The sequence below is a fragment of the Paenibacillus paeoniae genome (assembly GCF_003388735.1).
Lineage (GTDB): Bacteria > Bacillota > Bacilli > Paenibacillales > Paenibacillaceae > Pristimantibacillus > Pristimantibacillus paeoniae.
This window is the reverse complement of sequence record NZ_QUBQ01000001.1, coordinates 2650556-2677433: the sequence shown is the minus strand read 5'-3', so window position 1 is coordinate 2677433 and position 26878 is coordinate 2650556. Positions and strand designations below refer to the sequence as shown.

General features: G+C 45.4%; 24 protein-coding genes. 20 read left to right on the top strand and 4 right to left on the bottom strand.

Annotation, left to right across the window (positions count from 1 at the left end):
- Nucleotides 1-220 precede the first annotated feature (220 nt).
- Both DX130_RS12385 and DX130_RS12380 read left to right on the top strand, forming a co-directional pair.
- A complete protein-coding gene (locus DX130_RS12385) occupies nt 221-1039 on the top strand; it encodes an enoyl-CoA hydratase/isomerase family protein (RefSeq protein ID WP_116045575.1) in 819 nt (272 codons plus the stop codon).
- Entirely contained in the window at nt 1039-1614 is a 576-nt protein-coding gene (locus DX130_RS12380) for a TetR/AcrR family transcriptional regulator (RefSeq protein WP_116045574.1), read from the top strand. The genes DX130_RS12385 and DX130_RS12380 overlap by 1 nt, the downstream gene beginning before the upstream one ends.
- Nucleotides 1615-1832: 218 nt before the next feature.
- On the opposite strand, the gene DX130_RS12375 is transcribed toward DX130_RS12380, so the two are convergent.
- Complete coding sequence (locus tag DX130_RS12375; protein ID WP_116045572.1) at nt 1833-2297, bottom strand: nuclear transport factor 2 family protein; 465 nt, start codon at nt 2295-2297, stop codon at nt 1833-1835.
- 202 nt (nt 2298-2499) lie between these two features.
- Here DX130_RS12375 and DX130_RS12370 point away from each other — a divergent pair, with 202 nt between their 5' ends.
- From DX130_RS12370 to DX130_RS12335, 7 genes are all read left to right on the top strand, one after another.
- Nucleotides 2500-3393 (top strand): helix-turn-helix domain-containing protein, encoded by an 894-nt coding sequence (locus tag DX130_RS12370; RefSeq protein ID WP_116045571.1) that lies wholly within the window; start codon nt 2500-2502, stop codon nt 3391-3393.
- A gap of 882 nt (nt 3394-4275) precedes the next feature.
- On the top strand, nt 4276-4566 hold the full coding sequence (locus DX130_RS12365; protein WP_240644449.1) for a hypothetical protein: 291 nt from the start codon (nt 4276-4278) through the stop codon (nt 4564-4566).
- A gap of 34 nt (nt 4567-4600) precedes the next feature.
- Complete coding sequence (locus DX130_RS12360; protein ID WP_116045569.1) at nt 4601-5302, top strand: CPCC family cysteine-rich protein; 702 nt, start codon at nt 4601-4603, stop codon at nt 5300-5302.
- A 357-nt stretch (nt 5303-5659) separates the two neighbouring features.
- Nucleotides 5660-7681 carry a sensor histidine kinase gene (locus DX130_RS12350; RefSeq protein WP_116045568.1) on the top strand — a complete coding sequence of 674 codons (2022 nt, stop codon included), beginning with the start codon at nt 5660-5662 and terminating at the stop codon, nt 7679-7681.
- 111 nt (nt 7682-7792) lie between these two features.
- On the top strand, nt 7793-8491 hold the full coding sequence (locus tag DX130_RS12345) for a response regulator transcription factor (protein ID WP_165861241.1): 699 nt from the start codon (nt 7793-7795) through the stop codon (nt 8489-8491).
- Between the two features lie 18 nt (nt 8492-8509).
- Nucleotides 8510-11326, top strand: coding sequence for an RCC1 domain-containing protein (locus tag DX130_RS12340; RefSeq protein WP_116045565.1), 2817 nt, complete (start codon nt 8510-8512; stop codon nt 11324-11326).
- A 224-nt stretch (nt 11327-11550) separates the two neighbouring features.
- Nucleotides 11551-12555 carry an alpha/beta hydrolase gene (locus tag DX130_RS12335; RefSeq protein ID WP_116045563.1) on the top strand — a complete coding sequence of 335 codons (1005 nt, stop codon included), beginning with the start codon at nt 11551-11553 and terminating at the stop codon, nt 12553-12555.
- Between the two features lie 150 nt (nt 12556-12705).
- Here DX130_RS12335 and DX130_RS12330 read toward each other — a convergent pair whose 3' ends face one another.
- The gene (locus DX130_RS12330; protein WP_116045562.1) at nt 12706-13641 is read right to left on the bottom strand and encodes an AraC family transcriptional regulator; all 936 of its coding nucleotides are present in this window, start codon (nt 13639-13641) and stop codon (nt 12706-12708) included.
- 178 nt (nt 13642-13819) lie between these two features.
- On the opposite strand from DX130_RS12330, the gene DX130_RS12325 reads away from it, so the two are divergent.
- The 3 genes from DX130_RS12325 to DX130_RS12315 all read left to right on the top strand — a co-directional run bounded on the left by DX130_RS12325 (nt 13820) and on the right by DX130_RS12315 (nt 16853).
- Nucleotides 13820-14557, top strand: coding sequence for an SDR family oxidoreductase (locus DX130_RS12325; protein WP_116045560.1), 738 nt, complete (start codon nt 13820-13822; stop codon nt 14555-14557).
- 26 nt (nt 14558-14583) lie between these two features.
- Nucleotides 14584-15732, top strand: a complete 1149-nt coding sequence (locus tag DX130_RS12320) for an MFS transporter (RefSeq protein ID WP_116045559.1) — start codon at nt 14584-14586, stop codon at nt 15730-15732.
- 386 nt (nt 15733-16118) lie between these two features.
- Nucleotides 16119-16853, top strand: coding sequence for a metal-binding protein ZinT (locus tag DX130_RS12315; RefSeq protein WP_116045557.1), 735 nt, complete (start codon nt 16119-16121; stop codon nt 16851-16853).
- Nucleotides 16854-17030: 177 nt separating this feature from the next.
- Here the strand turns inward: DX130_RS12315 and DX130_RS12310 are convergent, their stop codons facing one another.
- Entirely contained in the window at nt 17031-17456 is a 426-nt protein-coding gene (locus tag DX130_RS12310) for a MerR family transcriptional regulator (protein WP_116045556.1), read from the bottom strand.
- A gap of 176 nt (nt 17457-17632) precedes the next feature.
- Between DX130_RS12310 and DX130_RS12305 the strand changes: the two genes are divergently transcribed.
- Both DX130_RS12305 and DX130_RS12300 read left to right on the top strand, forming a co-directional pair.
- Entirely contained in the window at nt 17633-18466 is an 834-nt protein-coding gene (locus tag DX130_RS12305; protein WP_116045554.1) for an oxidoreductase, read from the top strand.
- A 209-nt stretch (nt 18467-18675) separates the two neighbouring features.
- Nucleotides 18676-18876, top strand: coding sequence for a hypothetical protein (locus DX130_RS12300; RefSeq protein WP_133297921.1), 201 nt, complete (start codon nt 18676-18678; stop codon nt 18874-18876).
- Between the two features lie 105 nt (nt 18877-18981).
- Here DX130_RS12300 and DX130_RS12295 read toward each other — a convergent pair whose 3' ends face one another.
- A complete protein-coding gene (locus DX130_RS12295) occupies nt 18982-19743 on the bottom strand; it encodes a GntR family transcriptional regulator (RefSeq protein WP_116045551.1) in 762 nt (253 codons plus the stop codon).
- 230 nt (nt 19744-19973) lie between these two features.
- On the opposite strand from DX130_RS12295, the gene DX130_RS12290 reads away from it, so the two are divergent.
- From DX130_RS12290 to DX130_RS12265, 6 genes are all read left to right on the top strand, one after another.
- The gene (locus DX130_RS12290) at nt 19974-21113 is read left to right on the top strand and encodes an SIS domain-containing protein (protein ID WP_206098798.1); all 1140 of its coding nucleotides are present in this window, start codon (nt 19974-19976) and stop codon (nt 21111-21113) included.
- Nucleotides 21114-21127: 14 nt separating this feature from the next.
- On the top strand, nt 21128-21538 hold the full coding sequence (locus DX130_RS12285; RefSeq protein WP_116045550.1) for a secondary thiamine-phosphate synthase enzyme YjbQ: 411 nt from the start codon (nt 21128-21130) through the stop codon (nt 21536-21538).
- A gap of 17 nt (nt 21539-21555) precedes the next feature.
- On the top strand, nt 21556-22914 hold the full coding sequence (locus DX130_RS12280) for an ABC transporter substrate-binding protein (RefSeq protein WP_116045548.1): 1359 nt from the start codon (nt 21556-21558) through the stop codon (nt 22912-22914).
- 73 nt (nt 22915-22987) lie between these two features.
- Nucleotides 22988-23851, top strand: coding sequence for a carbohydrate ABC transporter permease (locus DX130_RS12275; protein WP_206098797.1), 864 nt, complete (start codon nt 22988-22990; stop codon nt 23849-23851).
- An 11-nt stretch (nt 23852-23862) separates the two neighbouring features.
- A complete protein-coding gene (locus tag DX130_RS12270) occupies nt 23863-24705 on the top strand; it encodes a carbohydrate ABC transporter permease (RefSeq protein ID WP_206098796.1) in 843 nt (280 codons plus the stop codon).
- Between the two features lie 15 nt (nt 24706-24720).
- Nucleotides 24721-26856, top strand: a complete 2136-nt coding sequence (locus tag DX130_RS12265) for an ADP-ribosylglycohydrolase family protein (protein ID WP_116045545.1) — start codon at nt 24721-24723, stop codon at nt 26854-26856.
- Nucleotides 26857-26878 lie beyond the last annotated feature (22 nt).

Here is a 26878-nt window from a genome sequence, read left to right as displayed (position 1 = left end):
GAACACAGCCTCCTAAGTAACCTCTAAAAGTCCTCATCGAGTCGGTTTAGTCAACATATATAAAGATTCGGAATGGTCTACCCATAAATTCTTAAAGGAAGGAGATTGACTCTTTTGAGAATGATCGGTACAATATATTCAAGGGCGTGGCACTCTTTTTTTGAGAATATGAGAATGATCGTTCTAAATAAAATAAAATGACATTAAAGGAGTTTTCAATATGAGCGAGTTAAAACAATTTTCAGTAGTACACCCGGCTAAGGGTTATTGGCATGTTATGTTTAACAATTCGCCGATGAACTTGGTTGACCCTGATACTGTATACGAACTGCTGCTGCTAATGGATCAAATGGAGTCTGACCCCGAGCTTAAAGTCGTGGTCTTCGACAGCGCTGATCCAAATTATTTCATGGCCCATTACGACATGGCACGAGCTGCTGAGAAACTTAGACACCCTGGTTACAGCGTTGTGCCTGCATTGATTGATTTCACGACACGTCTTGAGAAGTTGCCAGTTGCCAGCATTGCACTCATTCGTGGTCGGGCTCGTGGGGTTGGCAGCGAGTTCGCACTGAGTTGCGATATGCGATTTGCAAGCCTGGAGAAGGCTGTGCTAGGGCAACCTGAAGTGGGGGCCGGCGTTATCCCTGGTGGCGGAGGAAACGAACGGTTGCCGTTGCTGGTAGGCCGAGGCCGTGCTCTCGAAATTATTTTGGGCAGCGATGATTTTGATGCCGAGACAGCTGAGCGTTACGGCTGGATTAACCGCGCACTCCCTGACGCAGAGCTGGACGGCTTTGTTCGCAATTTGGCCCTCCGGATTGCTTCTTTTGACAAGGAGGCGCTGACTGAGGCGAAGGCGCTGGTGAATAATACCGGATTGCCGCAACTGTCTGATCTGCTAGCTTCCTCCAAAGTATTCGTAGCTAGAGCTTCCTCACCATCTACGCTGGCCAAGCTGCCTGATCTCTTTGCACGCGGACTTGGTCGACCTGGCGACTTTGAACTCAACTTGGGTCGGAATTTAGGTCCGTCTTAATGGCAAGAAGCAAAGAATTTGACGTCGAAACCGTATTGACAAAAGCGATGATGTTGTTTTGGAGCCAGGGGTACGAGAAAACTTCCATGCAAGATCTGATCGAGTCGATGGGTATACACCGCCGAAGTCTATACGACACTTATGGCAACAAGCAGACTTTGTTTCTTAAAGCATTGGAACGCTACCTGGAGAGGTTGAAAACGCGAGTTCCTGATATGACTGATTCAAGTACTCCCGTCAAGCCAATCATTCGCAGATTGTTTGAACTGGCGATTATTCGGGAGGAAGATGAACCAAAGGGCTGCCTGCTTATTAATACGGCCATCGAGATTGCCATTCATGAAGAGAATATTGGACAGTTGGTTCGGAACCAGTTTGAAAAGAACGAAAAATTACTGGAGGCGCTTGTTAAACGCGGTCAATCTACGGGAGAAATTAGTTCCCAAATGGACAGCGCGGTACTTGCACATTATCTTCATAATGCCTGGAGCGGACTTCGCGTTACGGTCAAGACGACGGATGACCTGGAAAAGCTGTATAGCATCGTTGACTCTACCTTGCGATTGTTGGATTGAAACTTTAACTCAATGTGTTTAAATGACTAAGGTGTAAAGCCGAGATTGAAGTCAGCTCAATCTCAGCACATCGGTTGGAATAATGATTTGCGATATCGGATCAAGATAAGGGGGATGGAAGATTACCGTTGCGTAATCTTTCCATCCTCTTTTGCTTCATACAGGGGTAGTTATGATAATTAACTGAACCTCAGGGCAAAATGGAGAAACTGGCGTGTTTAGCTATGTTGTGGTTTAGTTTCAACCCATGCAACCTTAAGATCTCTTTTTTTGAAAAACCACTCATTATTCGTTCTTATGAACTCGTCGTAATATCTTATAGCGGCTACCATTAACTTTTTGTCCTCGCCATCGATCGTTAAATGATGAGCAAAACAATAGGTTGTTCCAATTGCGGTATCGCCAGATAAGGTTATTTTACTTTGGCCATTAACATGCATGGTGGAGGTATACGTATTTAAGTTTTCAAAAATTGGCGCTAATTCATTTCTGCTATTAACAACTTGGGTTGGTTCTGTCAGACGTTCATCCATAAACACTCGGAAGAGAGCATCTTCTGCAAATAATGCCATTTGACCTTCAGCATCTCTCGTATCTGCACAAAATGCATATGCATCAATGAGATCACGTATCGCATAACGATCCGCAATTTCTTCAAGGGTTAGTTTCTTGACGTTTTCCATGTTATCCTCGCCTTTTCTACATTTTGTTTGAACTTGTTGCTTCGGCATATACGTTGTATCAAATTTATACTCATAATAACCGAACCCAACTATCTAAGCTTTGTTGTGCAGCTCATTTTATTTGTCAATTTGGTTCATATATCTCTATTGGATTGCCATGATGACTTCATGTTATCTTTTATAGGGATAAGGAGTGAGACCAATGGGCTCAGAGATTAGAAAGGCCGTAAAAATGCCTCAAGGTCTAGCCAGTGTTGGCATGCTTGAGATGAAGGGATTGTCAGTCATGGGGGCATGCGGCTATTCGGATATCAAGACTGGGAGGATGTATCTGCAGGATCACGTTCTACTAGTTGTTATAGAAGGAGTCTACCGTGTCAGATACGGTGAGCAGAAATATGAGGTAAGAAAAAACGAAATGGTGCTTTTGCATAAAGGCATCGTTGTTGATTATGAAAAGTATGGGGAAGAGGATTCGAAGCATATATTGGATTACATGATGTTCTTTTTGAAGGATGAACTGCTTCATGAGTTTATGAAGATTTCCAGTCTTTCTTCATCCGATTTTGTGTCGTCTGCTACAGTGGCAGTTCATTCGGTGAGTGAGCGCCTGTTAAGCTATGTTGCTTCACTTAAGCCCTATTTTAAAGAGCCCGAAGGCATTAAAGACGAGCTTATTAAATTGAAAATGTTGGAACTTCTATTTGATCTACTAGATGCAGACCAAGGATTATTGAACCAAATTCTGCAGCTGAGACAGCAGCGTCCCACAAGCATTGTAGAGGTGGTAGAGGAGAACCTGCTGAATCCCGTTTCGCTCCAGGATCTGGCCTATTTGTCCGGAAGAAGCTTATCGACCTTCAAAAGGGAATTTCGGAAAATCTATAATGAGCCTGCAATTCAATGGATCCGTAACCGTCGGTTGGAGAAGGCAAAGGAACTATTAACCCATTCCGCAATATCCATAACGGAAATCTGTTACGCCACAGGCTTCGAAAACGTCTCGCATTTCTCGAAAGTTTGGAAGAAGAAGTACGGGGTTTCTCCATCGGCAATGAGAAATCGTGGAGTGGAATTCTCTGTTTCGTCGGTATGATTATTCGAAGGCGCTTTATCTTGCTGTCATATAGAGGATAAGATTATGCTTCTGAACACTAGTCATGTAAGTGCTATGTGTTGCTCACTATTTGTCAGGAAAGATTAATAAAGATGCGTCGTTGTCAGCCCCCTCTTTATTTGGAGGGGGTCTATTGATGAAAATTATAATCCTCTTTCTAATCGTTCTCTCCAGTCAAGCCATAGCCTACCTTCCCAGTTTGACCATGTAACTTTTATCTTGTTGATAAGCCATTCTCCGCGTAGATAACCCAATTCATTTCCTTGCTATACCAAAAACTATCCCCATTAAATCCATAGGTGGGCTTTATGCAGTACCTTCTTGCCAAAGAATGAAAACCTCTAATTATCGATGTTTCTCCTATTGCACCTCACTTGGACTATCTCTTATACTATCTTAGTTTTTTATAGAGATTCTTCCACTTTTTATCTTTCTTTCTCATTTCAATAAAATATCTTATAAGCGAATAATAGATTCATAAATATCGTTCTGATAATATAGAAATTAGATACAATACACGATTTAATTAAAAGGTGATTTAGTGAAAATTAGAGTTGATGATGAAGAGAGACAAGTCATAATTAATGATTATTTTCGAATCGGTGGGGCGGTTGTCCCAACTAGTCATTGTGAAAAATCTGTGGGGGTATAATTATCTATTACGATAAATATGATAACGAGTTTTGTCCCTCCTGTAACCAGTGGCTGACTGCTCCGTGTGTAGATACATCTTGTATTTATTGTAAGGATCGACCTACTAAGCCTTTAGAAACTAACACTTTTGCAGATAAATATTATGAGAATATTTAGTAACAAACTATGAAAATGATGTGGTGTTGGCGTTGTAAAAGTGAAGTGCCTATGTTAAATGAAGAAGAATATGCTAGGATTCAGACGTTATATGGTGATTCTATGAAAGCGACAAAAGAGTTTAGACAAGAGCATGGACTAACATTAGAACAGATATCTATGGATGAGAGATTCAAGCCAGTCGTAAACGAATACGAAAAAATAACTGGTGTTTCAGGCTTTCATCATAATGCAATTATGCACCATCGAATAGCTTTATTTGGCGACCCTTGCCAATATTGTGGCAAGCCATTAAGAACGCTAAACGCAAAGTTGTGTGCTGGCTGTGGTAAGCCTAAATAATAGTTAATGACTGAAAAAGGAAGGTAAGTGTCAAATGAATCGGCATAATTGTCCCTGTTGTGGTTATCCCACATTAGAGGAAAGAAGAGGTTGGGAAATTTGTTGTTTATGTAACTGGGAAGATGATGGACAAGATGATCCCCACGCAGATAAAGTTTGGGGCGGTCCCAATAGTGACTATTCACTTACAGAGGCTCGTGAAAACTTCAAAAAGCACTATATCATGTATAGAGACAGACGAAGAATCCTAAAACAAACGGATAAAGAAATTCAAATAAAGAAAAGTTTAATTCATGCATTTCAAAAACTTAGAACCGCAAAGAGTGAATCTGCTCAACAAATATGGCAGGAAATTAACTCCTTTGAAAAGAGACTAGATGATAATCTTCACGAAAGAGTAGAACGCTACTGCAACAACTTAGAGAAAAATCAAGAAATCATAAACCTAATTCATTCTGAAAATCCCGATACAATAGTAAGAGGCTTGCTTTCGATAGCGATAAATGCGGATGATGTAGAGTTTTTACAAGACCTGATGGTCCAATATAGTCAGCATAATAACGAAAATATAAGAGGAATAGCCATTCTATGTTTTGGTCATATTGCGAGAATACACAGAACCGTTAATAAGGAACTAATTATTCCATTTATAAATGATGCATTGAATGATGAGAGTAAGTTTGTTAGAGGACATGCTTATTCAGCTTTAGATGACATAAATATGTTCTGCAAGTAATCACGTTTCTGAGACAATCTCAGAGGCGTTTTTTTATTAACTATTTTTACAGTATCAAGTTGCGATGGCATTTTGTATGGGGAATTGATGCAGAAATAGGGCCCATTCATGCTGACTTACATACCGGTAATATGGTTTACAAGGATAATCAAATCTATCCGATTGATATCGGTAGGTGTGGTTACGGATATTATCTATACTCTTCTTGTATTTAAGGAAATAAGTGGTGTAATACTTAACGACAACATATAAGACCTTGGATGACTCCGTTCATTAAGCACATCTATACGAATTCCTTGAACAACGATAGACTGTAGGAAATCAGGCTGCAAAAGTAAAAAGGAGCGAGTGGGCCGCATGAATCTCACGAAAGCATGGTTAAGATGGGTAACGTTTATTGCATTAATAGCGGCTGGATTGCTCCTACCGTATATTCCAACTGGAGAGGCCTCCCCTGCCCAGCCTGCAGCGCCTGCAAAAATCGTATGGGACGCCTATTATTATGGGAATTTGCCAGAAGAGCAGATTCCGGTTCGGTGGCACTCTTTAGCAACTGAGGATTATCGCGATGAGGGTGCGGGTTTCGGACAAGATTTGTGGCTGAAGGGTGAATTGCCGCCTGGAGCAAGCTCATCAGGTGAGCTGCTTATTTATTACTATATGGTAGATGATTTTGAACTCGCTTTGTTCGTAGGGGACAAGCCTGTTTTGGTGTCCGAACCGTTATTGCCTGCCGGGTTTGTTACGTGGCGAATCGTTTCCTATGCGTCCGACGACAACGATTCAACGCTGCTGGTCCGATTGTCACCGCATCAAGATGTGGAGAAAGGGTTTGAAGTATGGTCCGGGCCCGCGGCTTCCTTGACACTGAAGCAACTGCAAAGAGAAGTGCCAGCGTGGGTAGGAGCCGCGATACTAATGATACTGAGCCTGATTTCACTTATCGGTTTTGGGCTCCAGCGCTCACAACCGCTGTTTATTTACTTTTCTGTTTTCTTCATAAGTTTAGCTATTGATCTGGCGATTCTGTGGGGAGGCTGGCAATACGTAGTGCCGGAGCAATCGTTGATGGCATGGGGAACGGCTATCCATTTTAATTGGTATGTAGGGCATGCCGTCGGCATTCTAATTACCTATGACATAGTTGCAACTTCCAAGGAGGCATGGGTCCGCAAGCTGGGATATGGGGTGGGTCTCTACGCTGCAGTGGCTGCTGCAGCCTCATTCATGCTAGGCGAACGCGCTCAGCTTATTTTGTACAAGCTGTTTTACGGTTATATTTCTACGGCTATTTTGATTATCATCCTATTCGTGCTTTTCCGCGCACTCAGACGGCGACGGGATACGGAAATTCGGTTGTTTGCAGTCGGCAATGTCGCATTTGTTATCGGACTGGTAATGGATCGAGTGATTGGCGGTCAACCGGGAGGCGTGCCCCGGGTAGAGACGATAATGAATGCAATGGAAAAGCTGGTCCATATGAGCTGGACGTTTGCCGGATCTGCTGTAGCGATCGGCTGTCTGAGCATCATTATGGCAATGAGGTTGCTGCGAATGCTTCAACTCCATTCAACCAACCGTGTACTACAGGAAGCAAACCGTGAACTTAGTAAGGCAAATGACAAGCTGGAGCGGCTGGATGACATTCGCGGCAATATGTATTCCGAAGTGAGCCATGAATTGAATACCCCGATTACGTCTATCAAAGGGTATGTTCAGCTCATGATGAATGGAACGATTCAAGCAGGAGACCCCCGGTATCTTCAAGTGATCCTGGACAAAACATTGACTATGGAAAGAACCGTCGAAGATATGATGGAAATGGCTCGACTTGAAAATAAACATATGCTGTTTGAGCCCGAAATGCTTCCTATTAACGAGTTAATCAGCCAAGTTTTGAGCAAGTTTGAAATGGTGATGTTGGAGAGCGGGATTGAGCTCAAATGGTCTTTGTTGCCGGTTGATGCAACTACTGAACGCATACCTGCTATCTATGCTGACCCGCTTCGTGTGGAGCAGGTACTTGTCAATGTACTCTCTAATGCGCGTAAATTCAGCAAGGCTGGCAGCGTGGTCCAGGTCAAATTATCGCTGGAGAACACGGACAGCAAGAGGTCGCCGTCGTTATTGGTTCGAGTAAGTGATCAGGGTTCCGGCATTGCGGAGGAGGATCAGCCGCATGTCTTTGAACGGTACTACCGGGGAAAGACGGCTAAGGCGAACGCAATCTCAGGCATTGGACTGGGGCTGTCTATTTGTCGTGAAATTATGGCAGCCCAGCAGGGGGAAATCTGGCTTGAGCATTCTTCTGCAGCAGGGAGTACATTTCAACTCCGATTCCCGCTATGTTGGGCTAACGATGAAATAAAAGATAATTAATGGAGTGAAATGCAAAATAAATGTACTTTTAAACTACTCTTAAACTTGGTTTATTACGATAACCTCGTGTCCTTTGCTAGAATACAGGCTGGCAGAAAGGAGATACAGTTTATGACCACTGGGCATATTTTGATCGTAGAGGATGAGGGGGATATCCGAGAATTGCTCCGTCTGTGTGTGGAAGGTGGCGGATATCGCACATCGACAGCAGGAGGAGCAAAGGAAGCACGGGCTTTACTGCAAGTAGAGACGCCTGATTTGGCGTTGCTTGATGTGAATCTTCCAGATGGTGACGGCATGGAATTATGTGCGGAAATTCGTGAACGATCCAATATTCCGATCATACTGGTGACAGCCCGCAAGGGCGGTGAAGATATTGTAGCTGGTCTTGAAGGCGGAGCAAATGATTACATTGTGAAGCCCTTTGATGTGGAAGTGGTCATGGCCCGGATCCGGGCGCAGCTTCGCGGCTACGCTTACTGGAAGAAGACGTATCAACCGTACAAATTGAATAGCGGTGATTTGCAGATTGATTTGCAGAGTTGCAGTGTGATGGTGGGAGGGAAGGAGATCGTCCTTTCGGCTAAAGAACGCCAGTTGTTGCTGTTCTTGGCAGAGCATCCAAATCAGGTGTTCAGCGCGAGTCTATTGTATGACCGCATTTGGGGTTTGGATGGGACAAGCGAAGAGAATACAGTCAGTGTTCATATTCGTTATTTGCGCAAAAAAATTGAAAGTAATCCTTCATCACCCAGATACATACAAACCGTCCGCGGATTTGGATACAAGCTTTGTTGGACGGATGAGTAAGAAAACGGAGGAAATCTTGTGAAAAAATATGTTAGCTGTCTATTGTTATTGTTCCTCGTGTGGAGCAGCTCGGTTCCGCAACTTGTGCCTTTAGCCGCAGCTCACGGAAATGCCTTGCAGCCCCCGCTAGAGGTGCAAGCGATAGCTGCAGGCGGCAGTGCAATGCTGGTTTTAATGAGTGATGGAACAGTCAGATCCTGGGGAAGGAATACGGCGGGCCAACTGGGCGTCGGTTCAACGGGCAATCGGAATTATGCTTCGATCGTCGAGAATGATAGGGGACAGCCGCTGGAAGGGATTGTAGCCATTTCATTAGGATCGCAGCATGGACTTGCTTTAAGTAACGATGGCATTGTCTATTCCTGGGGAACAAACAATATGGGACAGCTTGGGCGCAGCGGCAGAGCTAATCTTGCCGTGGCAATCGATGGATTTGATCAGAAAAAAATTACGCAAATTTCCGCTGGCGATTCCCATTCCTTAGTTCTCGATGAAGAGGGACAAGTGTGGGGCTGGGGACTGAATATGTATGGGGAAGTTGGCAATGGAAGCGGTCAATTCACGATTAATCGGCCGGTAAAAGTGATGGCGGTGCCAGGCGTTGAATTGCAGGGCATTCAGGCTGTGGCGGCTGGGCAATATCATTCGGTTGCTCTGACTGATGCAGGAAGTGTGATAGGCTGGGGCATGAACACTAACGGCCAATTGGGAGATGGAACGCAGAGCTCCAGAAGCTATCCTGTATCCGTCAGAGATACGAATGGACAAGATCACTTAAGTGAAATTAAGCAAATTTCTGCCAATGGATATACTTCTATTGCATTGAAAACGGATGGTACACTGCGAGCATGGGGCGATAATTCTACCAGGCAGTTGGGTACGGGAAATAATCAATTCTCCACTAGAGCGGTTGTGGTCATGGACCGGAACGGCGAGCCGATTGACAATGTATCCAGTGTCCATGCTGGCTGGAGTCACGTAGTAGCCATAAAGAGCGACGGTTCCTTATGGAGCTGGGGATCTAATGTTGATCATCAATTGGGCTACAGTACAGAGGAAACATCAATCGGGCTGGCCGGACAGGTCATGGATGCAGACAATACTCCGCTGAATGATGTCATTGCCGCAGTTGGAGGAAGCTATCATACGAGTATATTGCGTACAGACGGCTCGATATGGAGCGTAGGCAAGAATAGAGATATGGTTCTGGGCGGGAACAGGCCTGAAGGAGCTCAGGAGTCTATTCAGCGCTTCACACGCATTACTCTAAGCGCTCGAAACCTATCGAATTGGACAGCGAATTCACCTCGCTCTGCCGCAGCAGGCGAGACGGTGGAGGTGTCGTTTCAGCTTGCCGACAACAAGGGTAAAGCATTGCCAGTCGGTACTGACGACGTTAGATTCGCAGCGGTCAGCGGTACGTTAAGCGATCCAGTGTATGATGACGGAGGTGTCTTCACAGCTGCTTTCCGGCCAGAGCAGGCGGGAACAGTAGAAATTTCGGCAATCGTCAATGGAGTGGCGGCTGGCTCCAAACTAACGATGCAGATTATTCCGGGTGTACCCGATGCCGAGATGTCGGTATTGCGAGCAGTGCCTGAACGGGTTGCAGCGAACGAGACGAGCGGCACCATCTTGGAATTGGTGCTTGTTGATGCATGGGGCAATACCATTGACGTAGATGCGTCCAGTATAACGTTCAGCACGACAAGAGGAACGGTGGGCCCAGTCATTAAGGTTGAGCCTGGAAAGTATGAAGCGCCGTTGTATTCGCCTGAGGCGGGAAGCGCCGTTGCGAATGTAGAGCTGGATGGCGAGCGGTTGTCTGGCTTCGAAACCGAGGTCTTCTTCTTCTCAGGATCGCCCGATGCGGCCCGTTCAACGTTGAATGCAACACCGGAACGATTAACAGCTGACGGCAAGCAAAAGGCCGTTGTTCAATTACAGGTTTATGATCAGTTGGGCAATGCATTGACCCAGAGTGGAGGTGCTGTAACCTTTACGACCAGCCTGGGGCAAATCGGAACGGTAACAGAAGTGAATCATGGGGTTTACACCGCGGAATTGTCTTCTACGATTCCAGGCTTAGCCACTGTCAAGGCTATGCTGGACGAACAACAATTGGGGAATGCAGTAGAAGTAGAGTTTGTACGACGTCCAAATCCAGGAACAGGATCAGGGCCAGTAACAGAACCGGAAACAGATACGGAGACAGATCCGGAGACAGATCCGGGAAGCAAGCCTCCTGAAGAGCAGGGAGAGCAGCCCGAGGAAGAGGCTGAACAATCGTTACAATTAACTGATATTTCAGGACACTGGGCTCAAGGGGCAATTACGAGAGCAGTGAAGGAAGGAATCGTGTCCGGTTATCCTGACCATTCCTTCCAGCCCCAGAAACAAGTGACTCGAGCAGAGTTTGTGGTCATGCTCAGCAAAGTGCTTAAATTAAGCGGCAAAGCAGGGCAGCAGCCGCTCGAAAGCGAGAAGTGGCCGGTCTGGGCCAGTGAAGCGATCGGGCAAATGCTGGAGCAAGGCATTATCCAAGGCTATCCGGACGGAATGTTTCACCCGCAACGCCATTTGACCAGGGTCGAAATGGTTGCAATTATAAGTCGTGCTTTGCATTTAAAGCAGGCAGAACCTGCAAAAGCAACAACATACGGGGATGATTCAGCGATTCCGACTTGGGCAAAGCCTATGATCGCGGCAGCTGAGGAACAAGGCTTGATAAAGGGACGCGCAGGCAATCAGTTTGCACCGGACGAAACAACTACACGAGCAGAAGCTGTAGTCTTGATTCTTCGGGTGAAAGATTGGATGCTTGCTAAGGAATAGGATTTGGTTGTCTCCGAGCAGAGCATCGACAAAAAGAATGAGCAGGGAAGCAAAGACTCACCACGATTTCTTTCGTGGTGAGTCTTTTTTTCGCTTCTCTTACCTTGCCATAGTGCCCGTTCATATCCCATTCATATTGACGTTATAAAGAGTACATATCCGTCGTGTATGATTTCCTTAAAAGCTTACAGCTAATAAATAGGCGATGTCAGGAGTAGATATGAATGAAACTAAGTGAGGTAATAAAGCGGAAGGATCCAACGACGGATAAGAAGCCAACTCCATTAATGAAAAAAATGCTTATCCTTTTATTGAAAGCGATAGCTGTATTAGCAATATTAGTAGTGGTCTTTTTAGCGATTGTTTTTATCGTGGATAAGGTTGCCACCAAATCGGAGCAGGGAAAAATACAATCCTATGGTCAATTGGTGCCTGTGGACGGGAAAAGGATGAATGCTGTGATTCAAGGAACAGGGGAAGAAACAATCGTACTCTTGCCTGGCTTTGGAACCGCGGCACCAGCACTTGATTTTAAGCCGTTAATCGAAGAACTATCGCCGTTCTACAAAGTGGTCGTCATTGAGCCTTTTGGTTATGGATTAAGTGATACAACTGACAAAGAAAGAACGACTGAAAACATTGTGAGTGAAATTCACGAAGCATTGCAGAGTCTTCAAATTGACCGTTATATTCTAATGGTTCACTCCATTTCAGGTCTTTACGGATTAGATTATGTGAACAAATATGAAAATGAAGTGAGCGCATTTGCTGGGCTTGATAGCAGTGTTCCAACGATAAGCGAACAGAAGGTTGAGTCTTCAACATTAGATGCTCTAAGCCTGCTTAAAAAATTAGGGTTCGCGAGGTTGTATGTGAAGCTAGGTGATGACCCGTATGCCGAACTACCCTATGAGGATGAAACAAAAGAACAAATGAGAATGCTTGGCCTCAAAAACATGTATAATCCAAGTCAACTCAATGAAATTGAGCATATGTATTCTAATTTTAAAGCAGCTGAAGCCTTAACATTCCCCAAAAATCTTCCCGTTGTTTTCTTTATACAAGCGCATCATCCAGCGACGGATAGATGGGTTCCAGAGCATGAAGCGCAAATAAAAAAATCTGTGTATGGTAAAATATTTACATTTGAAGCGGGACATTATTTGTACCGTACCGAAGCAAAAGAAATCGCAGAAAAATTCAGGGCTTTTATGGGAGAAATCCAATAAGTTGTGGCGAAATATGGAATGATCTAATTGTCGGTTTCAAAAAAAAGAACTGCATCAACAAAGGTAGATGATGTCTAACTTTGTTGATGCAGTTCTTTTTGGTGCTCGTTCGTGCTGGGCCTAATTTATTTCAGCTGTTGCGCTTGAATATCAGTCCAACAGCTCCAAGCCCGAATTAGAACTTCGGAGCTGTTGAACATCCAGCATCGGCGGTCGTCCGTACATACGGGCATATTCCCGGCTGAACTGGGAGGGGCTCTCGTAACCTACCCGAAAGGCAGCATCAGAGGCTTGAACGGTTTCCGTCAACATTAAGTGCCGAGCTTCTTGTAAACGGACGGCTTTCTGATATTGCAACGGACTCATCTTCGTGACGCTCTTAAAATGTTTATGAAACGCCGATGTGCTCATATTTACGGATTTCGCAAGCTGTTCGACCACAAGAGGACGCTCGAATTGCTGATTAATCTGTTGAATCGCTTGAGCGATATTGTGTGCTTGGCTGCCGATAATGGCGAATTGGTGGATTTGCGCGCCTTGTTCACTTTGAAGTACACGGTATAGAATTTCTCGAATAATGAGCGGAGCCAGGATAGGTATATCCTCAGGCACGTCTAATAACCTCATCAATCGCGTAATGGCCTCAAGTAAAGAAGGAGACATATGACTTACGGCTATGCCTCGACTTACTTTTGAGGAGGCTGAAGAAGGATGATTACTTTTTTTGATGATGTCCAATATGACGTCGGGATCAAAGCTCAGTCTTAGGCTTAAATGCGGCTGCTCTGGTGAAGCCTTAAGAATTCTGCCGATTACCGGTAATTCAACAGATATGACAAGGTACGTCATCGGGTCATATTGATACGTTTCGTCAGCTAACGTAGCTGTTTTGGCTCCTTGCGCCACAACGCAAATGGACGGTTTATATACAGATTCAAGCGGTCCGGACAATTGTGTGGCATGCAATAGCGACAAAGAAGGTATCGCCGTCTGATGCGTGCCGTTCGCTGGAGCATGGCTTCGAATCAAGTGTGCTAATTGCTGCGAGGATTCCGGTATGCTCCCTGATTCATGTCTGTGATTCATGCTTGGTGCTCCTATCCGGGAAGGATGTATGTTGCTTTTATTATATGGAGTAAGAAGAGAATTAGGCAAGCATCAGACAGGATCGGTCTAACGGCACAATGCTCACTCTCACTATAATGCAAGCCGGTTGCGGCTGTTAATCAATCCTTGCGAACAGAGACAAAGGAGAGGGCGATAGATGAATTTGATTGGAAAAGTTGCGATTATTACAGGTGCGTCCCGAGGCATTGGACGTCAAGCAGCCATTCAATTGGCACAATCCGGCGCAAAGGCAGTCGTTAATTATTCCTTGAATAAGGAGAAAGCGAATGAGGTCGTAAAGACGATTGAGCAATTCGGTGGACAAGCCGCAGCTATTCGCGCTGACGTGAGCAAGGTAAGTGAAGTTGAGGTATTGTTCACAGAAGCAATCGAGCGATATAGTCGTGTAGATATTCTGGTCAACAATGCTGGCGTTATGGAATGCACAGCTATTGCGGATGTAACGGAAGAGATGTTCGATCGGCACTTCGCCATTAATGTCAAAGGAACTTATTTCGCTTGCCAGCAAGCGATGAAGCATATGGAGAACAACGGCACAATTATTAACTTCTCGACCTCTGTGTCCGGCGCGATGCTTCCAACGTATAGCGTCTATGCTGCAACCAAAGGTGCAGTCGAGCAGTTGACTCGCCAACTGGCAAAGGAATTTGGTCCTAGAGATATCATTATCAACTGCATAGCCCCAGGTCAAGTATCGACCGAGTTGTTTTTAAAAGGAAAATCTCAGGAATTAATTGATTCGTTCAGCCGAATGAATGCCTTCGGACGACTTGGGGAGCCAGAGGATATTGCAAATGCGATCGATCTGCTTGTTAGCGATAAAGCGCGTTGGATAACTGGACAGACGATTCGTGTTAACGGCGGATTTAATTAAGTCATATGTCGGAAGGGAAAAGATACATGTCCAGTACGCTCAAAATTTACATCTTGGCTATTCTCAGTTTTCTTGTTGGTACTTCGGAGTATGTTATTGCAGGTATTTTGGATAAAATAGCATGGTCTACTGGTGTCTCGCTCGTCACGGCTGGACAGTTGATTACGGTATTTTCGCTGGCCTATGCCTTTGGCACGCCACTTATAATGGTAATGACCGCGCGTATGGAGCGCAAGAAGCTGCTTCTCTTTGCCATCGGATTTTTTGTCCTAAGCAATGCGCTTGCTTATATCCTTCCAGGAATTGCACTGCTGAATGCCTCCCGGATTTTAATGGGGATTAGTGCCGGTGTTGTTGTAGTCGTATCGATGACTATCGCGACGAAGGTAGCCCAGCCGGGCAAAGAGGGAAGCGCGTTGGCAGCCGTGCTGATGGGCTTCACAGCATCTTTAATCTTTGGAGTGCCGTTAGGAAGGATAATGGCTGGCGCTTACGAGTGGAAGGCTGTATTTGGAGTTATTGCTCTGCTTGGTATTGCAGCAATTTTTCTGATTGCGTTGATTATTCCACGCACAAAGGGAGAAGCGGTAGTTTCGCTGCGAAATCAGCTCGCTCTGCTGAAGCAGCCAAAAGCGATAGTCGCATTATCCGTAACGTTTTTCTGGATCATTGGTTATTCCATCTTTTATTCGTACATTACGCCATTCCTGTTGGCAGTAGTAGGTATGAGTGAAGGAACCCTCAATACAACGCTATTTGTGATCGGCATTGCCAGCTTGATCGGGTCTCGTTCCGGCGGCTATGCGACAGACAAATGGGGGCTTCATCGTGTACTTCTAATAGGGCTTGGACTGAATGCCATTGCTTTGGTTCTAATTGCGCTTGGTGTCCATACTTCTGTGCTAATGATCGCCATACTGATCTTGTGGTCGATCGCCGTATGGTCATTGGGACCTCCCCAACAGCTGAATGTCATTACTATTGCTCCCGAATCAACAGGGATTATGTTGAGCTTGAATAGTATGGTGCTTCAATTGGCGATGGCGGCTGGTGCCGGTATAGGCGGTCTGGTGGTCGAACAGATCTCGCTGACTTCAGTTCCTTGGTTTGCCGGAGTTGCTATTGTCTTGGCGTTCGGGGCCGTATTATTATCACGAAGAATGAGAGTTCATTGATTATTTCTCAATAAAAACACGTCGTATTCGGCGTGTTTTTTTGTTGGTTTTAATTACAGCTATAGATTTCTGGAAAATAGTAGTTTTCTTGTTAAAAAGATATCGAAGCGGATGCACAACAAACAAGTGTTACAATCCACCATGATGGCTGGATATACACGGCCAAAACCGCTTTCCCTACCCAATGATGAAAAAGGTCAATTGTAGCTATTCTTTCAAAAGTCCCTAACTTGAGTTCGCTTGACCATTTATGAAATACATGAATAGCGATGAGAGCTTATTGCGAAACTATTATTAGTAATAATTACGATTATTATTGACGAAACCACTTTACCTCCGTATAATGCTTAATAGTAAACATTACTATTAATTGGAGGGAAGATGTAATGAAAGAGATAATTAGAACAGGAATTTTTGTAGTAGTACTGGGGGTATTCCTTGCAGGATGCCAGAGTTCAGACTCAACTGGCAAAAATGCTTCTAAGCAAGCAGTGTCAGAAATCGAAATTCAAGAGAGCAGCGACAACCATAGTCATGAACACGATCATGACCATGACCACAGCCATGACCACGATGAAGAAGAAGTTGCCGTTTACAAAGGATATTTCGAAGACAGCCAAGTTCAGGATCGTACGCTAGCCGATTGGGAAGGAGATTGGCAGTCCGTTTATTCGTATTTGCTGGACGAAACGCTGGATGAGGTGTTCGCGCATAAAGCAAAGGATACTGGGAAAATGACGGCAGCAGAGTATAAGGAATACTACGATGCAGGCTATAAAACCGATACGGAACGTATTGTAATCAATGGCGACACCGTAACGTTTTTTAAGAATGGCATGGAACACTCAGGCAAGTACCAAGCCGACGGATACGAAATTCTGACCTATGAAGCGGGCAACCGTGGAGTACGTTTTATTTTTAAATCAGTTGATGACATTGATGGATTGCCTCGCTACATACAATTCAGTGACCACCGCATTTCACAGGTGAAATCCGCTCACTTCCATCTGTACTGGGGAGATGACCGAGATGCATTGTTGAAGGAAGTGACCAATTGGCCTACCTATTACCCGTCAAGCCTGGACGGCCACACCATTGCTCATGAAATGATGGCGCATTAATAGAGATTGAAAACACGCCGAACTTCGGCGTGTTTTTATTTAGGCATGAATTCTAAATTTTCATTTTAGCTGTTGTTGCTTTAGTTCCAACCTGCTGCCATCTGGGTCGTTAAAATAAACGGAGGCTGCCTCAAGGAAGGATGTTAAGAAGTCGGATGTTCATCGCCATGATTGTTTCTATGTCTTATCTTTCTTATCAAATGTCCACACACAGTTTGTTTGTGAAATGACGGATTCTGTCCCTAAATCAATGGCCGTTTTATAATACCATATTTTATAGTCAATCTTATGCATATACTCCTCAAGCTCCGCGATTTTATCTGTAACAAACTTCTTATGGGCTTCGAATGCTTCAAGACGCTCCTTCAAGGTAACGTCTCCCTCCATGCACCAATCCATGTATTGTCTAATCTTTTTAACCGGCATGCCGCTCTTTTTCAAGCAAGTGATTATAGCAAGCCATTGCAGGTCACTCTCTTTAAAGGCTCGGTTGCCTACCTTATCACGATCAACAAAGGGCAATAAGCCCTGCTTGTCATAGTAGCGCAATGTATGTGCGGTCAATCCGGTTATTTCGGCAATTTGACTAATGGTGTATCCCAATGTATAAACCACCTTTTAGATGAGAGTTCTCCTTATTGTACAGATTAGAGTACGCTCTAAGTCAAATCCGTATTCGATGAGCCAACCCCCCAGGATAAGGATAATTGACTTAGACTATACTCTAACGTTTAGAGTTTGACTTGCAACATAAACTTTAAACTAAAGGAGATATCGATATGAATAAAAATAAAGTTTGGATCATTACGGGATGCTCCACTGGATTCGGCCGAGAGTTGGCCAAAGCGACTATAGAAGCAGGCTACAACGTTGTGGTGACAGCAAGGAATATGAGTGCCATTGCAGATCTTGTGAGCGGAAATACAGATAATGTTCTCGCCATGGAGCTTGATGTGACGAAGCCTGAGCAAATTGAAAGCACGGTTAAGGCTACTATAGAGAAGTTTGGTCGGATTGATGTATTGGTCAACAACGCTGGAATTGGTTATTTTAGCTCCATTGAAGAAGCTGTTGAAGAAGAAGTTCGAAAAATGTTCGAAATCAACTTCTGGGGTCTTATGCACATGACTAATGCTGTTTTGCCATATATGAGAAGCCAACGCTCTGGGCATATAATCAATATCTCGTCCATCGGCGGTCTGGTTTCGTTCCCTGGAGTGGGCTATTATAACGGTACGAAATACGCGGTTGAAGGTATATCCGAAAGTCTGTCCAAAGAGGTTGAGCCATTCAATATTCATGTAACGATTATTGAGCCAAGCAATTTCCGTACAGATTGGTCGGGACGTTCAGCTGGGAAAACAACTTCGGCAATCAAGGAATATCAGGAGCTCATCGCTCCATTCATAAGTGGTGAAAACCACGGCAATGAGCCTGGCGATCCGAAAAAAGCCGCTGAAGCCATCATTAGCGTGATCGAGATGGAAGAGCCGCCGCTTCGCTTGCTGCTTGGATCGGATGCTTACCATTTATCGGTGAACAAATATACAAAGACACTTAACAACTTCGAAAAGTGGAAAGAAGTATCGGTGAATGCTGACTTTCAAGATTAACGAATAGAGTAAACAGGCTGCCTCAAAAATGTTCAAAGTCTTGGTTAATCAACCAAGGCTTTTTGAGATTGTAAAAGAAATATTGATACACAGAGCCTATGGATACTACTCCCTCAAGATACAAGTTGGAAGATTGAACCTAACGTTGTATTCAATAGCTATGTCAAGATACAAAAAACTTTCTGCCTGCAACAAACGTAGGTATTGATTTGAAGCCGTATAAAGAAATGTATATTACAACCTACTTGCTGAAAGAAAAACAAAAAACAGGAAAGAAAATACACGCTTTCATTTATCAAATTAATGAAGATATTATTGGAGGAAGCGGACATTTAGAGACTTGGGAGCCTGGAGATTTCTCTTTGAAGGATAAAAAAAGGTTAATCAACGAAGGAACCATAATTAAATAGCGTATTCTCCTTCAGTACGCTATCGAGACACGATAGAATAAACATTAGAATTTAACAAAACCCCAATAATAAAGGTGGAGGCTTATAGCAGCTTCCACCTTTTCGTTATTCTTCATTCGCAATATCCAAATTAAACTTCACACGATCACCGAGCCAGATGGTTGCCGAGTACTCCAAAGGAGATTTGTCCGCCAAATAGGAGGTGCTCTTAACTAGCGTAGCCGGTGACAAATAGTTAATGTTCAACGTTTTCATGTCCACCGCATCCGGAATGATGGATTGAATAGAATTTTTGATGCTGACCGGTTTGAAATTGTACACATTGGCCAGAGTCAGACTTAAGCGGTTATCGATTAGCCGATTTTCCGTTATGCCCGGCACCTTCTTGCTGGACAGCCAGGAGCGGTTCAAACCAATGGGCATATTATTGTAAATGAAAATTCTTTTTAGATAGGCAAGCGGCTCATCCTCATCGAGCTCCAACATTTGATTGATATACGCGATCGGCTTGGAAATATGCGTTGAAATGACAAGCGGAGTCACGTTTACACCGCTTTCCTGCATTCGGCTGCTCAGCGTTGTCGGCAAACTAAAGTCATGCAGTACGGGCTGAGGGTTTTTCTGAACAAACACGCCTTTGCCCTGTTCCTTCTTAATGATTCCCTCCGAGTGAAGCACATCCAATGATTTCCTCAGTGTAACGCGGCTGATGCCGTATACTTCCGTCAATTGCGCTTCCGACGGGATCTTCTCATTCACTTTCCATTCATGGTTGGCAATTCGCTCCCGCATGCTCGAGGCTACTTGATAATATATCGGAATCGGTGAATCCTTATCGATATTGATTTTCGAAACCTTATCTTTCATAAGTTATCTTCCCCATCCATGTCCTGACTTGTATCTATGTATATACAATACATGATTGTTTTTGAATTGTAAAACAATATATTTCAGAAAACAACAGTAGCAGCAAACATCTAATTTAAAAGGAATGATAACGCTTTATATTTTTTTATGGACCCTATTGCGAAATCTTGTATGCTTGTGTTAACCTCAATACAAGTTAGACGATTTCATACATCAAGGGGGACTGAGCGTTGGGGAATTACGATAATGCGATGAGAAGACAGGTATTCAGTTTACCGGGTCTCATCAAGCAACAATATGAGGATTTGGAGCCCAAGACACGCAAGCTTCTGTCCACGCCGGAAATTTTTTCGGTACAACGCATTATTTTGACGGGCTGCGGCGACTCTTATTCTGCTGGATTGGCAACCAAACATATCTTCGAGTTACTGACAGGTATACCAACTGAGGTTGTCACTTCCATTGAGCTGGCGAGACTATGCGATAAGGGGCAGCTTGGCTTCTCTCCGAACAATCCGTTAGTCATTGCGGTCAGCCATTCCGGCGGGGTGGCAAGGGTGGGCGAATCGGTCGAGAGAGCGAATAAGTATGGTGCTTTCACGGTAGGAGTCACTGCGAACCGCGAATCCTACCTCGGCCGATCCAGTCAAAGAATTCTGGAGGTGGATATTCCGTCATTTGAACCGTCACCTGGTGTTAGAAGCTATCTCGTTTCCGTATTAGCACTGTTGTTGCTTGCAATTCGATTTGGTGAAGTACGTGGGAAGTATACGATGGATGAAGCGATGAGCTACCGTGCTGATCTGCTTTCCCAAGCGAATGGTCTGGAGGACATGCTGCCGTCCATCGATGAAGCTATTCAAACCTTATCTCTACAGTGGTCGGAAATGGAAGCGTTTGATTTCACGGGAGCGGGCTTCGATTATGCCGCCGCTTGGTACGGTCACGCAAAAATAATGGAGGCAGCAGGGAAATATGCCATGCATATCAATACCGAGGAATGGCTGCATTTGAACTTTTTCATGCGGAATTACGCCAAGATCGGCACGATTATGTTTGCCAACTCCACGAATCCGACATTTTCAAGAGCAAAAGAAGCGATTGGTTACGCTGCGAGGGATTTGGGTCGGCCGACCTTGGTTATCTCCGATATGGACGCTTCAAGCTTCCCGGAGCCATGCACCGTTGTTCATACGCCGAAGACCAGCTACCCGATATCTATGCCGCTCACTCAATTTGTACCTGTTGCGCTGCTAAGCGGCTATATCGCTGCCATCATTGGCGAGGAAGACGGTAGGGGCACCAAAGACAACTGGTCTTTCGCTCACAATGGAAATGCAGTAAAAAATAGTGAAATTATTATAGATTGATGGGGAGAATAACGATGTTAAAAAACTTTAAATTACGGACAGCAGCGAATGATGTCGTCAAGCTGAATGATGAGATTGTGCAGTTCGTCCGCGAAAGCGGCGTAAGGAGCGGGACGTGTACGATATTTAGTCCTCACACCACCGCTGGTCTCACCATTACATCCTTCTGGGACCCGCGGGGGTTGGAAGATCTGCAAGATGAGATAGGCCGCCTTATCCCGACCAGAATTGATTTCAAGCATCAGCATGATACACCGCAGGATGCCGCCGGACATGTGAAATCATCATTGATCGGCGTGACCATGACGTTAATCATCGAGAATGGAGAGCTGTTAATCGGTCATTCGCAAGGCATTTATTTCTTGGAATTTGATGGACCGCGCAACCGCGAATATTTTGTAAAGATTCAAGCTGACCATAATTAATCCTGGGAGGGATTGGAATGAAGAAGAGCTTGCGTATGGCGATTGGAACAATGGTTACAGTGATGATGGTGGTCATGCTTGTAGCCTGCTCGTCAAATGGGGATGGCAAAGGAAAAGACGGCAAAGAGCAAATTACATTATGGTTTTGGGGAGCACCTCCAGAGCATCAGACGACGATGAAGCAAGTGCTCGTTGACAAATTTAATCAATCTCAGGATCAATATGAGCTGGTTGTTGAATTTAGAAACTCTGTCGATAAGGATATTTCGGTAGCGCTCTCTGCCGGTCAAGGTCCTGATATCGTCTATGGCTCCGGCCCGTCATTCGTAATTCCCTTTGCGAAGGCGAACAAGCTTGAGCCGCTTGACACCTATGCGGAGAAATACGGCTGGAAGGATCGTATTATTGAATCCGTCTATCAATCCGGTACGGTCGACGGCAAGTTATATAGCCTTGGCAACTCCTTGAATACGGAAGGCATTTTCTATAACAAAAAAGTGCTGAAGGACAACAACTGGGAGGTTCCGAAGACGGTTGAGGATCTGGAGAAGATCATGGATGCCGCCATGGCCAAAGGATTATATGCTTCTGTAACGGGCAACAAAGGCTGGAAGCCAGTGAATGAGAATTATACATCCATTTTCCTGACCCACTTTGCCGGCAAAAACACCGTATATGAAGCACTGACAGGGAAGAGAAAATGGACGGATCCAGAAATCGTGGCTGCACTCGAAAAGTCAGCAGAATGGTATAAAAAAGGTTATTTGGCGGGCGATGATTATACGAATCTGACCTTTAACGAATCCATTCAATTGCTTGCCGACGAAAGGGCGCCGTTCTTCTTCGGCCCGTCGCTAGTATTCCAATTTGCATCGCAATCGTTCACGGATGATATCGTGGATAATCTGGGTTTCATTCCATTCCCTACGGTTGGCGGATCATCGGATGCGCCGGATTATACGCTTGGCGTGACGGCGACGCTATCGATTAATGCATCATCCAAGCATAAGGACGGTGCTGCCCAAGTACTGGATATGATGATGACTAATGAATTTATGAATGAAATGACAGCTCGCTGGCCTGGATACTGGGGCGTTCCTCTCAAAGACTTGAAGCTGGAGACGGATAAAATGTCTACGCTTTCAAAGCTGTACGCTCAGAGCATCTATGACATGATCGACGGTGTGAATAAAGGCAACTTCGGTTACTACACGGGCGTATTCTTCCCGCCGGCAGCCCAGCAGGCCTTCCTGGATATCGATTCGGTATGGCAGAACCAAATAACGAGTCAGAAGCTGATGGAGAAGGCTCAAGCAGAATTTGACAAGGACGTGGAAAAAGGACTCCTGCCCCCAATTCCAATGCCTGCTCAGTAGCAACGCGAGGGCAAGGGACTAGCTTCGTTCCTTGCCCTACCCACAGCAGGCGTATAGAGGAGAAGAGATGCAGATGAGAAAAGCTACAAATTATTTATTAATAGCGCCGTCTCTATTGTTGAGTCTGTTAATCGTCTTAATTCCAGGGTTGCTGACATTGCTTGTAGCGTTTACGGACTGGGATGGAGTCGCCGTATCGCCAAGCTTTATCGGGATGCAGAATTTTCAGGAAATCTTTGAGGACCGAATTTTTTGGAAATCATTATTCAATAACGCGCAGTGGACCATCATGTTTATTACCGTTCCCGTTGTGATCGGTCTGTTGACAGCGATCTTGCTGCTTAGACGCAAGAGAAGCAGAAGCGCGTACCAGCTGATATTCCTATTCCCTTACGTATTAGCACCGGCAACCAATGCCATGCTCTGGCTCAACATTATTTTTAATCCGGTATCGGGGGTAGTGGGGTATTTAAAAAACAGCTTAGGCATGTCTATAACTTCACCGCTATCCTCTGTCCATACAGCACTGTACGCGGTAGCTTCCGTAGACATCTGGCACTATTGGGGGTTCCTGACGGTCGTTTACTTGGCCGCACTCAGACAAACGCCGGGTGATCAAATCGAAGCGGCGCAGTTGGAAGGCTGCAATAGCTGGCAGTTGTTCAAATTCGTATATTTCCCGTCCATCAAACCAACGTTCAGCATCATGCTGGTGATGATTATCATTTTCTCATTCTTGACCTTTGACTATGTGTATTTGTTGACAGGCGGCGGCCCGGCTCACTCGACGGAAATGCTCAGCACCTACGCCTACACATTTGCATTCTCGGCGTTCCAGGTAGGCAAGGCAGCATCCGTTGCCCTGTTTATGAGTATTATGGGGTTGCTTGCATCCTGCTTGTATATTTGGTTAAGCAAAAATGATTTGAAAGGTTAGGCGGTGATGATATGAACAACAGTATGTCAGGAAAAAAGAAAAGCGGCTCTATCCTATCGCATGCGGTACTGATCCTATTCGCATTGAGCGCCTTGCTTCCCTTGTCTCTAGTGTTGCTGAACAGCTTTAAAGATCAGAAATCAATTGTGAGAAATCCGTTGTCATGGCCGGAAACCTGGCATTTCTCCAATTATGCCGAGGCTTGGGAGGCCGCTAATTTTGGCAGAGGTTTCATCAATAGCATTTTGCTGACGGGCACGACAATTCTTATCGTATTGTTCGCCGCATCTCTTGCCGGTTATGTACTCGCTGGCAATCGGATTAAGGGAACGAAGTTTGTTACGGTTTATTTCATGGTGGCTATGACCGTGCCTATCCAATTGTTCTTGTTCCCGCTCTATTTTGTAATGGCGAAGCTGGGACTGCTAGGCAATGTGTTCGCGGTCGGGGTTATCCTCGGCGCTGTGAACTTGCCGCTCGCGATCTTTCTTATGAAATCCTTTTTTATGAATATTCCCCGCGAGCTGGAGGAATCGGCCAGAATTGACGGAGCTACGACTAGACAGCTGATAACGGGCATCATGATCCCGCTTGTACGTCCGGGACTGTTAACTGTCAGCATTATTGTTGGTATCGCTGCCTGGAATGAGTTTCTCGTTACTTCTACGTTTCTGCAGGGGCAGAACAGCTTTACGGCTACATTAGGTTTCCTGTCGCTCAACAACACGTACAACACAAATCAAGGCTTGATGATGGCCGCTTCGGTCATCATGATCGCGCCGCTCATCATTTTCTTCCTGATCGTTCAGAAATATTTTATTGACGGCTTGGTCAGCGGTGCAGTCAAAGGATAATCTGTGAGGTGAAGCATGAAAATATCCATTTCATCCTATAAGAATCAGATTTATGCCGGTGTTCTCGGCAAAATGATCGGAGTGTACCTGGGCAGACCAATCGAAGGCTGGACATACGAGGCAATAAGAGATTCCTTCCAGGACGTCAATTACTTTGTGAACCGCAAGGTCGGTGTTCCGCTGATCGTTCCTGATGACGATATCTCCGGAACCTTCGTATTCTTCCGCGCTTTGGAGGACAATCAGTATGAGGCAGACCTATCGGCAGCCCAGATAGGCGATACCTGGCTGAATTATATTATTGAGAACAGAACGGTTCTATGGTGGGGCGGATTGTCTCGCTCAACGGAGCATACGGCCTATCTAAGATTGAAACAGGGGATTCGCGCTCCTCGAAGCGGTTCAAGCGAATTGAATGGTCGAAGTATTTCCGAGCAGATCGGTGCGCAAATTTTTATTGACGCGTGGGCTCTGGCTTGTCCAAATCAACCTGAGCTGGCGATGGCACTGGCCAGGAAAGCAGCAAGTGTCAGCCATGACGGGATTGCGGTAGATGCCGCATGCCTGCTTGCTTATATGGAAGCGGCCGCGTTCGAGGAGAAAAGTCTGGATGTGCTAATCGATCAAGGACTTGCTCAGGTTAACCATACGTTGCTAACGCAGTTCGTGAATGAACTGCGGGAACAATGCCGGATAGCCGCCGATTGGCGCACGGTTCGCGACTGGATTGCCGAGCATCACGGCTATGACAAATATCCCGGCAGTTGTCCGATGGTCACGAACCATCTTGTCGTGATGATGTCATTGCTCATGGCGGGAGATGACTTCCAGAAGTCGATCATGATCGCTTCCTCCGCCGGTTGGGATACGGACTGCAATGCCGGAAATGTCGGCTGTCTGAATGGGGTTCGCCTCGGACTGGCAGGGATCGACCAAGGGCCGGACTTCAGAAAAGCCGTAAGCGACCGTATGTATGTCGTGTCGGCCGATGGCGGAAGCTGCATCACTGACGCGGTCATAGAAACGCGGAAAATCGTAAGAGCTGCGGAGGTGCTGTCGGGCTCACTAGTCGAAGCTGCTTTGCCTTCACAACGGTATGCCTTCGAGTATCCCGGCTCAACGCAAGGATTTATGCCCTATAAGGATACTCTCGAAGAGCCGGCTGAGATGCAAGTCTACAACTTGAACACAGTAGAGGAAAACCATCATGGATTAGTCATTGCATACAACCAATTAGCCAGAGGTAACTTTGCCGCAGTAAGCGTAGATACGTTTATCGAGCTGGAGTCCAGAGGGAAGGAAGGCACCAGTTACTTTGAGGTGCTGGCCTCTCCGAGTTTGTATGCTACACAAACCGTCCATATGGAGCTAGAGCTTCCAGAGGAGCAGACTCCTTTATGCAACATGTTCATCGACGTGTACGGGCAGGAGGACCAGATTGTGAAATATGTCAGTCCTGCGTATACGCTGCGGCAAGGGATGAATTCATTGAGCTGGGAGCTGCCGGATACAAACGGTCATGCTATTTATCGTTTCGGAATCGAGCTGACCAGCGATATGCGTCTGGATGGCAGCGTCATCGTGAAGTCGATAGATTGGAAGGGTGCGCCCAAACATTTCGCTATGAAAAAAGCGATAGATTTAACGCCCAGCCTGACGCCCTGGACGACCAACACGACCTGGATCAAATCGTTTATGAGCTCTATCGATAATTTTAACCCGGACTTTGCGGAAACGTTCTCGATCTCGCATAGTACGGCCAATGGCGTTGCGACAATCGGCAGTCTGGAATGGGACAACTATAGCGTGTCTTCCCAGCTGATTTTTACGAATCAGGAGTCGGCAGGTCTGGTAGCAAGAGCTAAGGGTCATCGCCGATTCTATTCCGCTCTGTTTTCGCAGGATCACATACGCATCTGCAAGCATAAAGACGATCAAGTGATAGAGCTTGCTTCGACGAGTTTTGATCTGCAGTGGGATGCGAGGTATGACGTTTCGTTCCATTTGAAAGGATCATCGCTCCAAGTAGCGGTGAACGAGAAGGTCGTTCTTTCTGCTGAAGATGATGAGTACAGGGCTGGCGGCGCGGGTTTCATCGTACAGTCAGGTGCGATTCTGGCAAATGGTTTTAAGATAGAAGCTTTGTGCTGATGAGAATCGGAGGAGGAGAGCG

Excerpts from the sequence above, each read along its gene's own strand:
- DX130_RS12360 (WP_116045569.1), top strand. The coding sequence starts at position 4,601 with ATGAATCGGCATAATTGTCCCTGTTGTGGTTATCCCACATTAGAGGAA.
- DX130_RS12280 (WP_116045548.1), top strand. The coding sequence starts at position 21,556 with ATGAAGAAGAGCTTGCGTATGGCGATTGGAACAATGGTTACAGTGATG.
- DX130_RS12305 (WP_116045554.1), top strand. The coding sequence starts at position 17,633 with ATGAATAAAAATAAAGTTTGGATCATTACGGGATGCTCCACTGGATTC.
- DX130_RS12270 (WP_206098796.1), top strand. The coding sequence starts at position 23,863 with ATGAACAACAGTATGTCAGGAAAAAAGAAAAGCGGCTCTATCCTATCG.
- DX130_RS12385 (WP_116045575.1), top strand. The coding sequence starts at position 221 with ATGAGCGAGTTAAAACAATTTTCAGTAGTACACCCGGCTAAGGGTTAT.
- DX130_RS12345 (WP_165861241.1), top strand. The coding sequence starts at position 7,793 with ATGACCACTGGGCATATTTTGATCGTAGAGGATGAGGGGGATATCCGA.
- DX130_RS12375 (WP_116045572.1), bottom strand. The coding sequence starts at position 2,297 with ATGGAAAACGTCAAGAAACTAACCCTTGAAGAAATTGCGGATCGTTAT.
- DX130_RS12330 (WP_116045562.1), bottom strand. The coding sequence starts at position 13,641 with ATGAATCACAGACATGAATCAGGGAGCATACCGGAATCCTCGCAGCAA.
- DX130_RS12350 (WP_116045568.1), top strand. The coding sequence starts at position 5,660 with ATGAATCTCACGAAAGCATGGTTAAGATGGGTAACGTTTATTGCATTA.
- DX130_RS12275 (WP_206098797.1), top strand. The coding sequence starts at position 22,988 with ATGAGAAAAGCTACAAATTATTTATTAATAGCGCCGTCTCTATTGTTG.
- DX130_RS12265 (WP_116045545.1), top strand. The coding sequence starts at position 24,721 with ATGAAAATATCCATTTCATCCTATAAGAATCAGATTTATGCCGGTGTT.
- DX130_RS12320 (WP_116045559.1), top strand. The coding sequence starts at position 14,584 with ATGTCCAGTACGCTCAAAATTTACATCTTGGCTATTCTCAGTTTTCTT.
- DX130_RS12380 (WP_116045574.1), top strand. The coding sequence starts at position 1,039 with ATGGCAAGAAGCAAAGAATTTGACGTCGAAACCGTATTGACAAAAGCG.
- DX130_RS12315 (WP_116045557.1), top strand. The coding sequence starts at position 16,119 with ATGAAAGAGATAATTAGAACAGGAATTTTTGTAGTAGTACTGGGGGTA.
- DX130_RS12335 (WP_116045563.1), top strand. The coding sequence starts at position 11,551 with ATGAAACTAAGTGAGGTAATAAAGCGGAAGGATCCAACGACGGATAAG.
- DX130_RS12370 (WP_116045571.1), top strand. The coding sequence starts at position 2,500 with ATGGGCTCAGAGATTAGAAAGGCCGTAAAAATGCCTCAAGGTCTAGCC.
- DX130_RS12325 (WP_116045560.1), top strand. The coding sequence starts at position 13,820 with ATGAATTTGATTGGAAAAGTTGCGATTATTACAGGTGCGTCCCGAGGC.
- DX130_RS12295 (WP_116045551.1), bottom strand. The coding sequence starts at position 19,743 with ATGAAAGATAAGGTTTCGAAAATCAATATCGATAAGGATTCACCGATT.
- DX130_RS12285 (WP_116045550.1), top strand. The coding sequence starts at position 21,128 with ATGTTAAAAAACTTTAAATTACGGACAGCAGCGAATGATGTCGTCAAG.
- DX130_RS12365 (WP_240644449.1), top strand. The coding sequence starts at position 4,276 with ATGTTAAATGAAGAAGAATATGCTAGGATTCAGACGTTATATGGTGAT.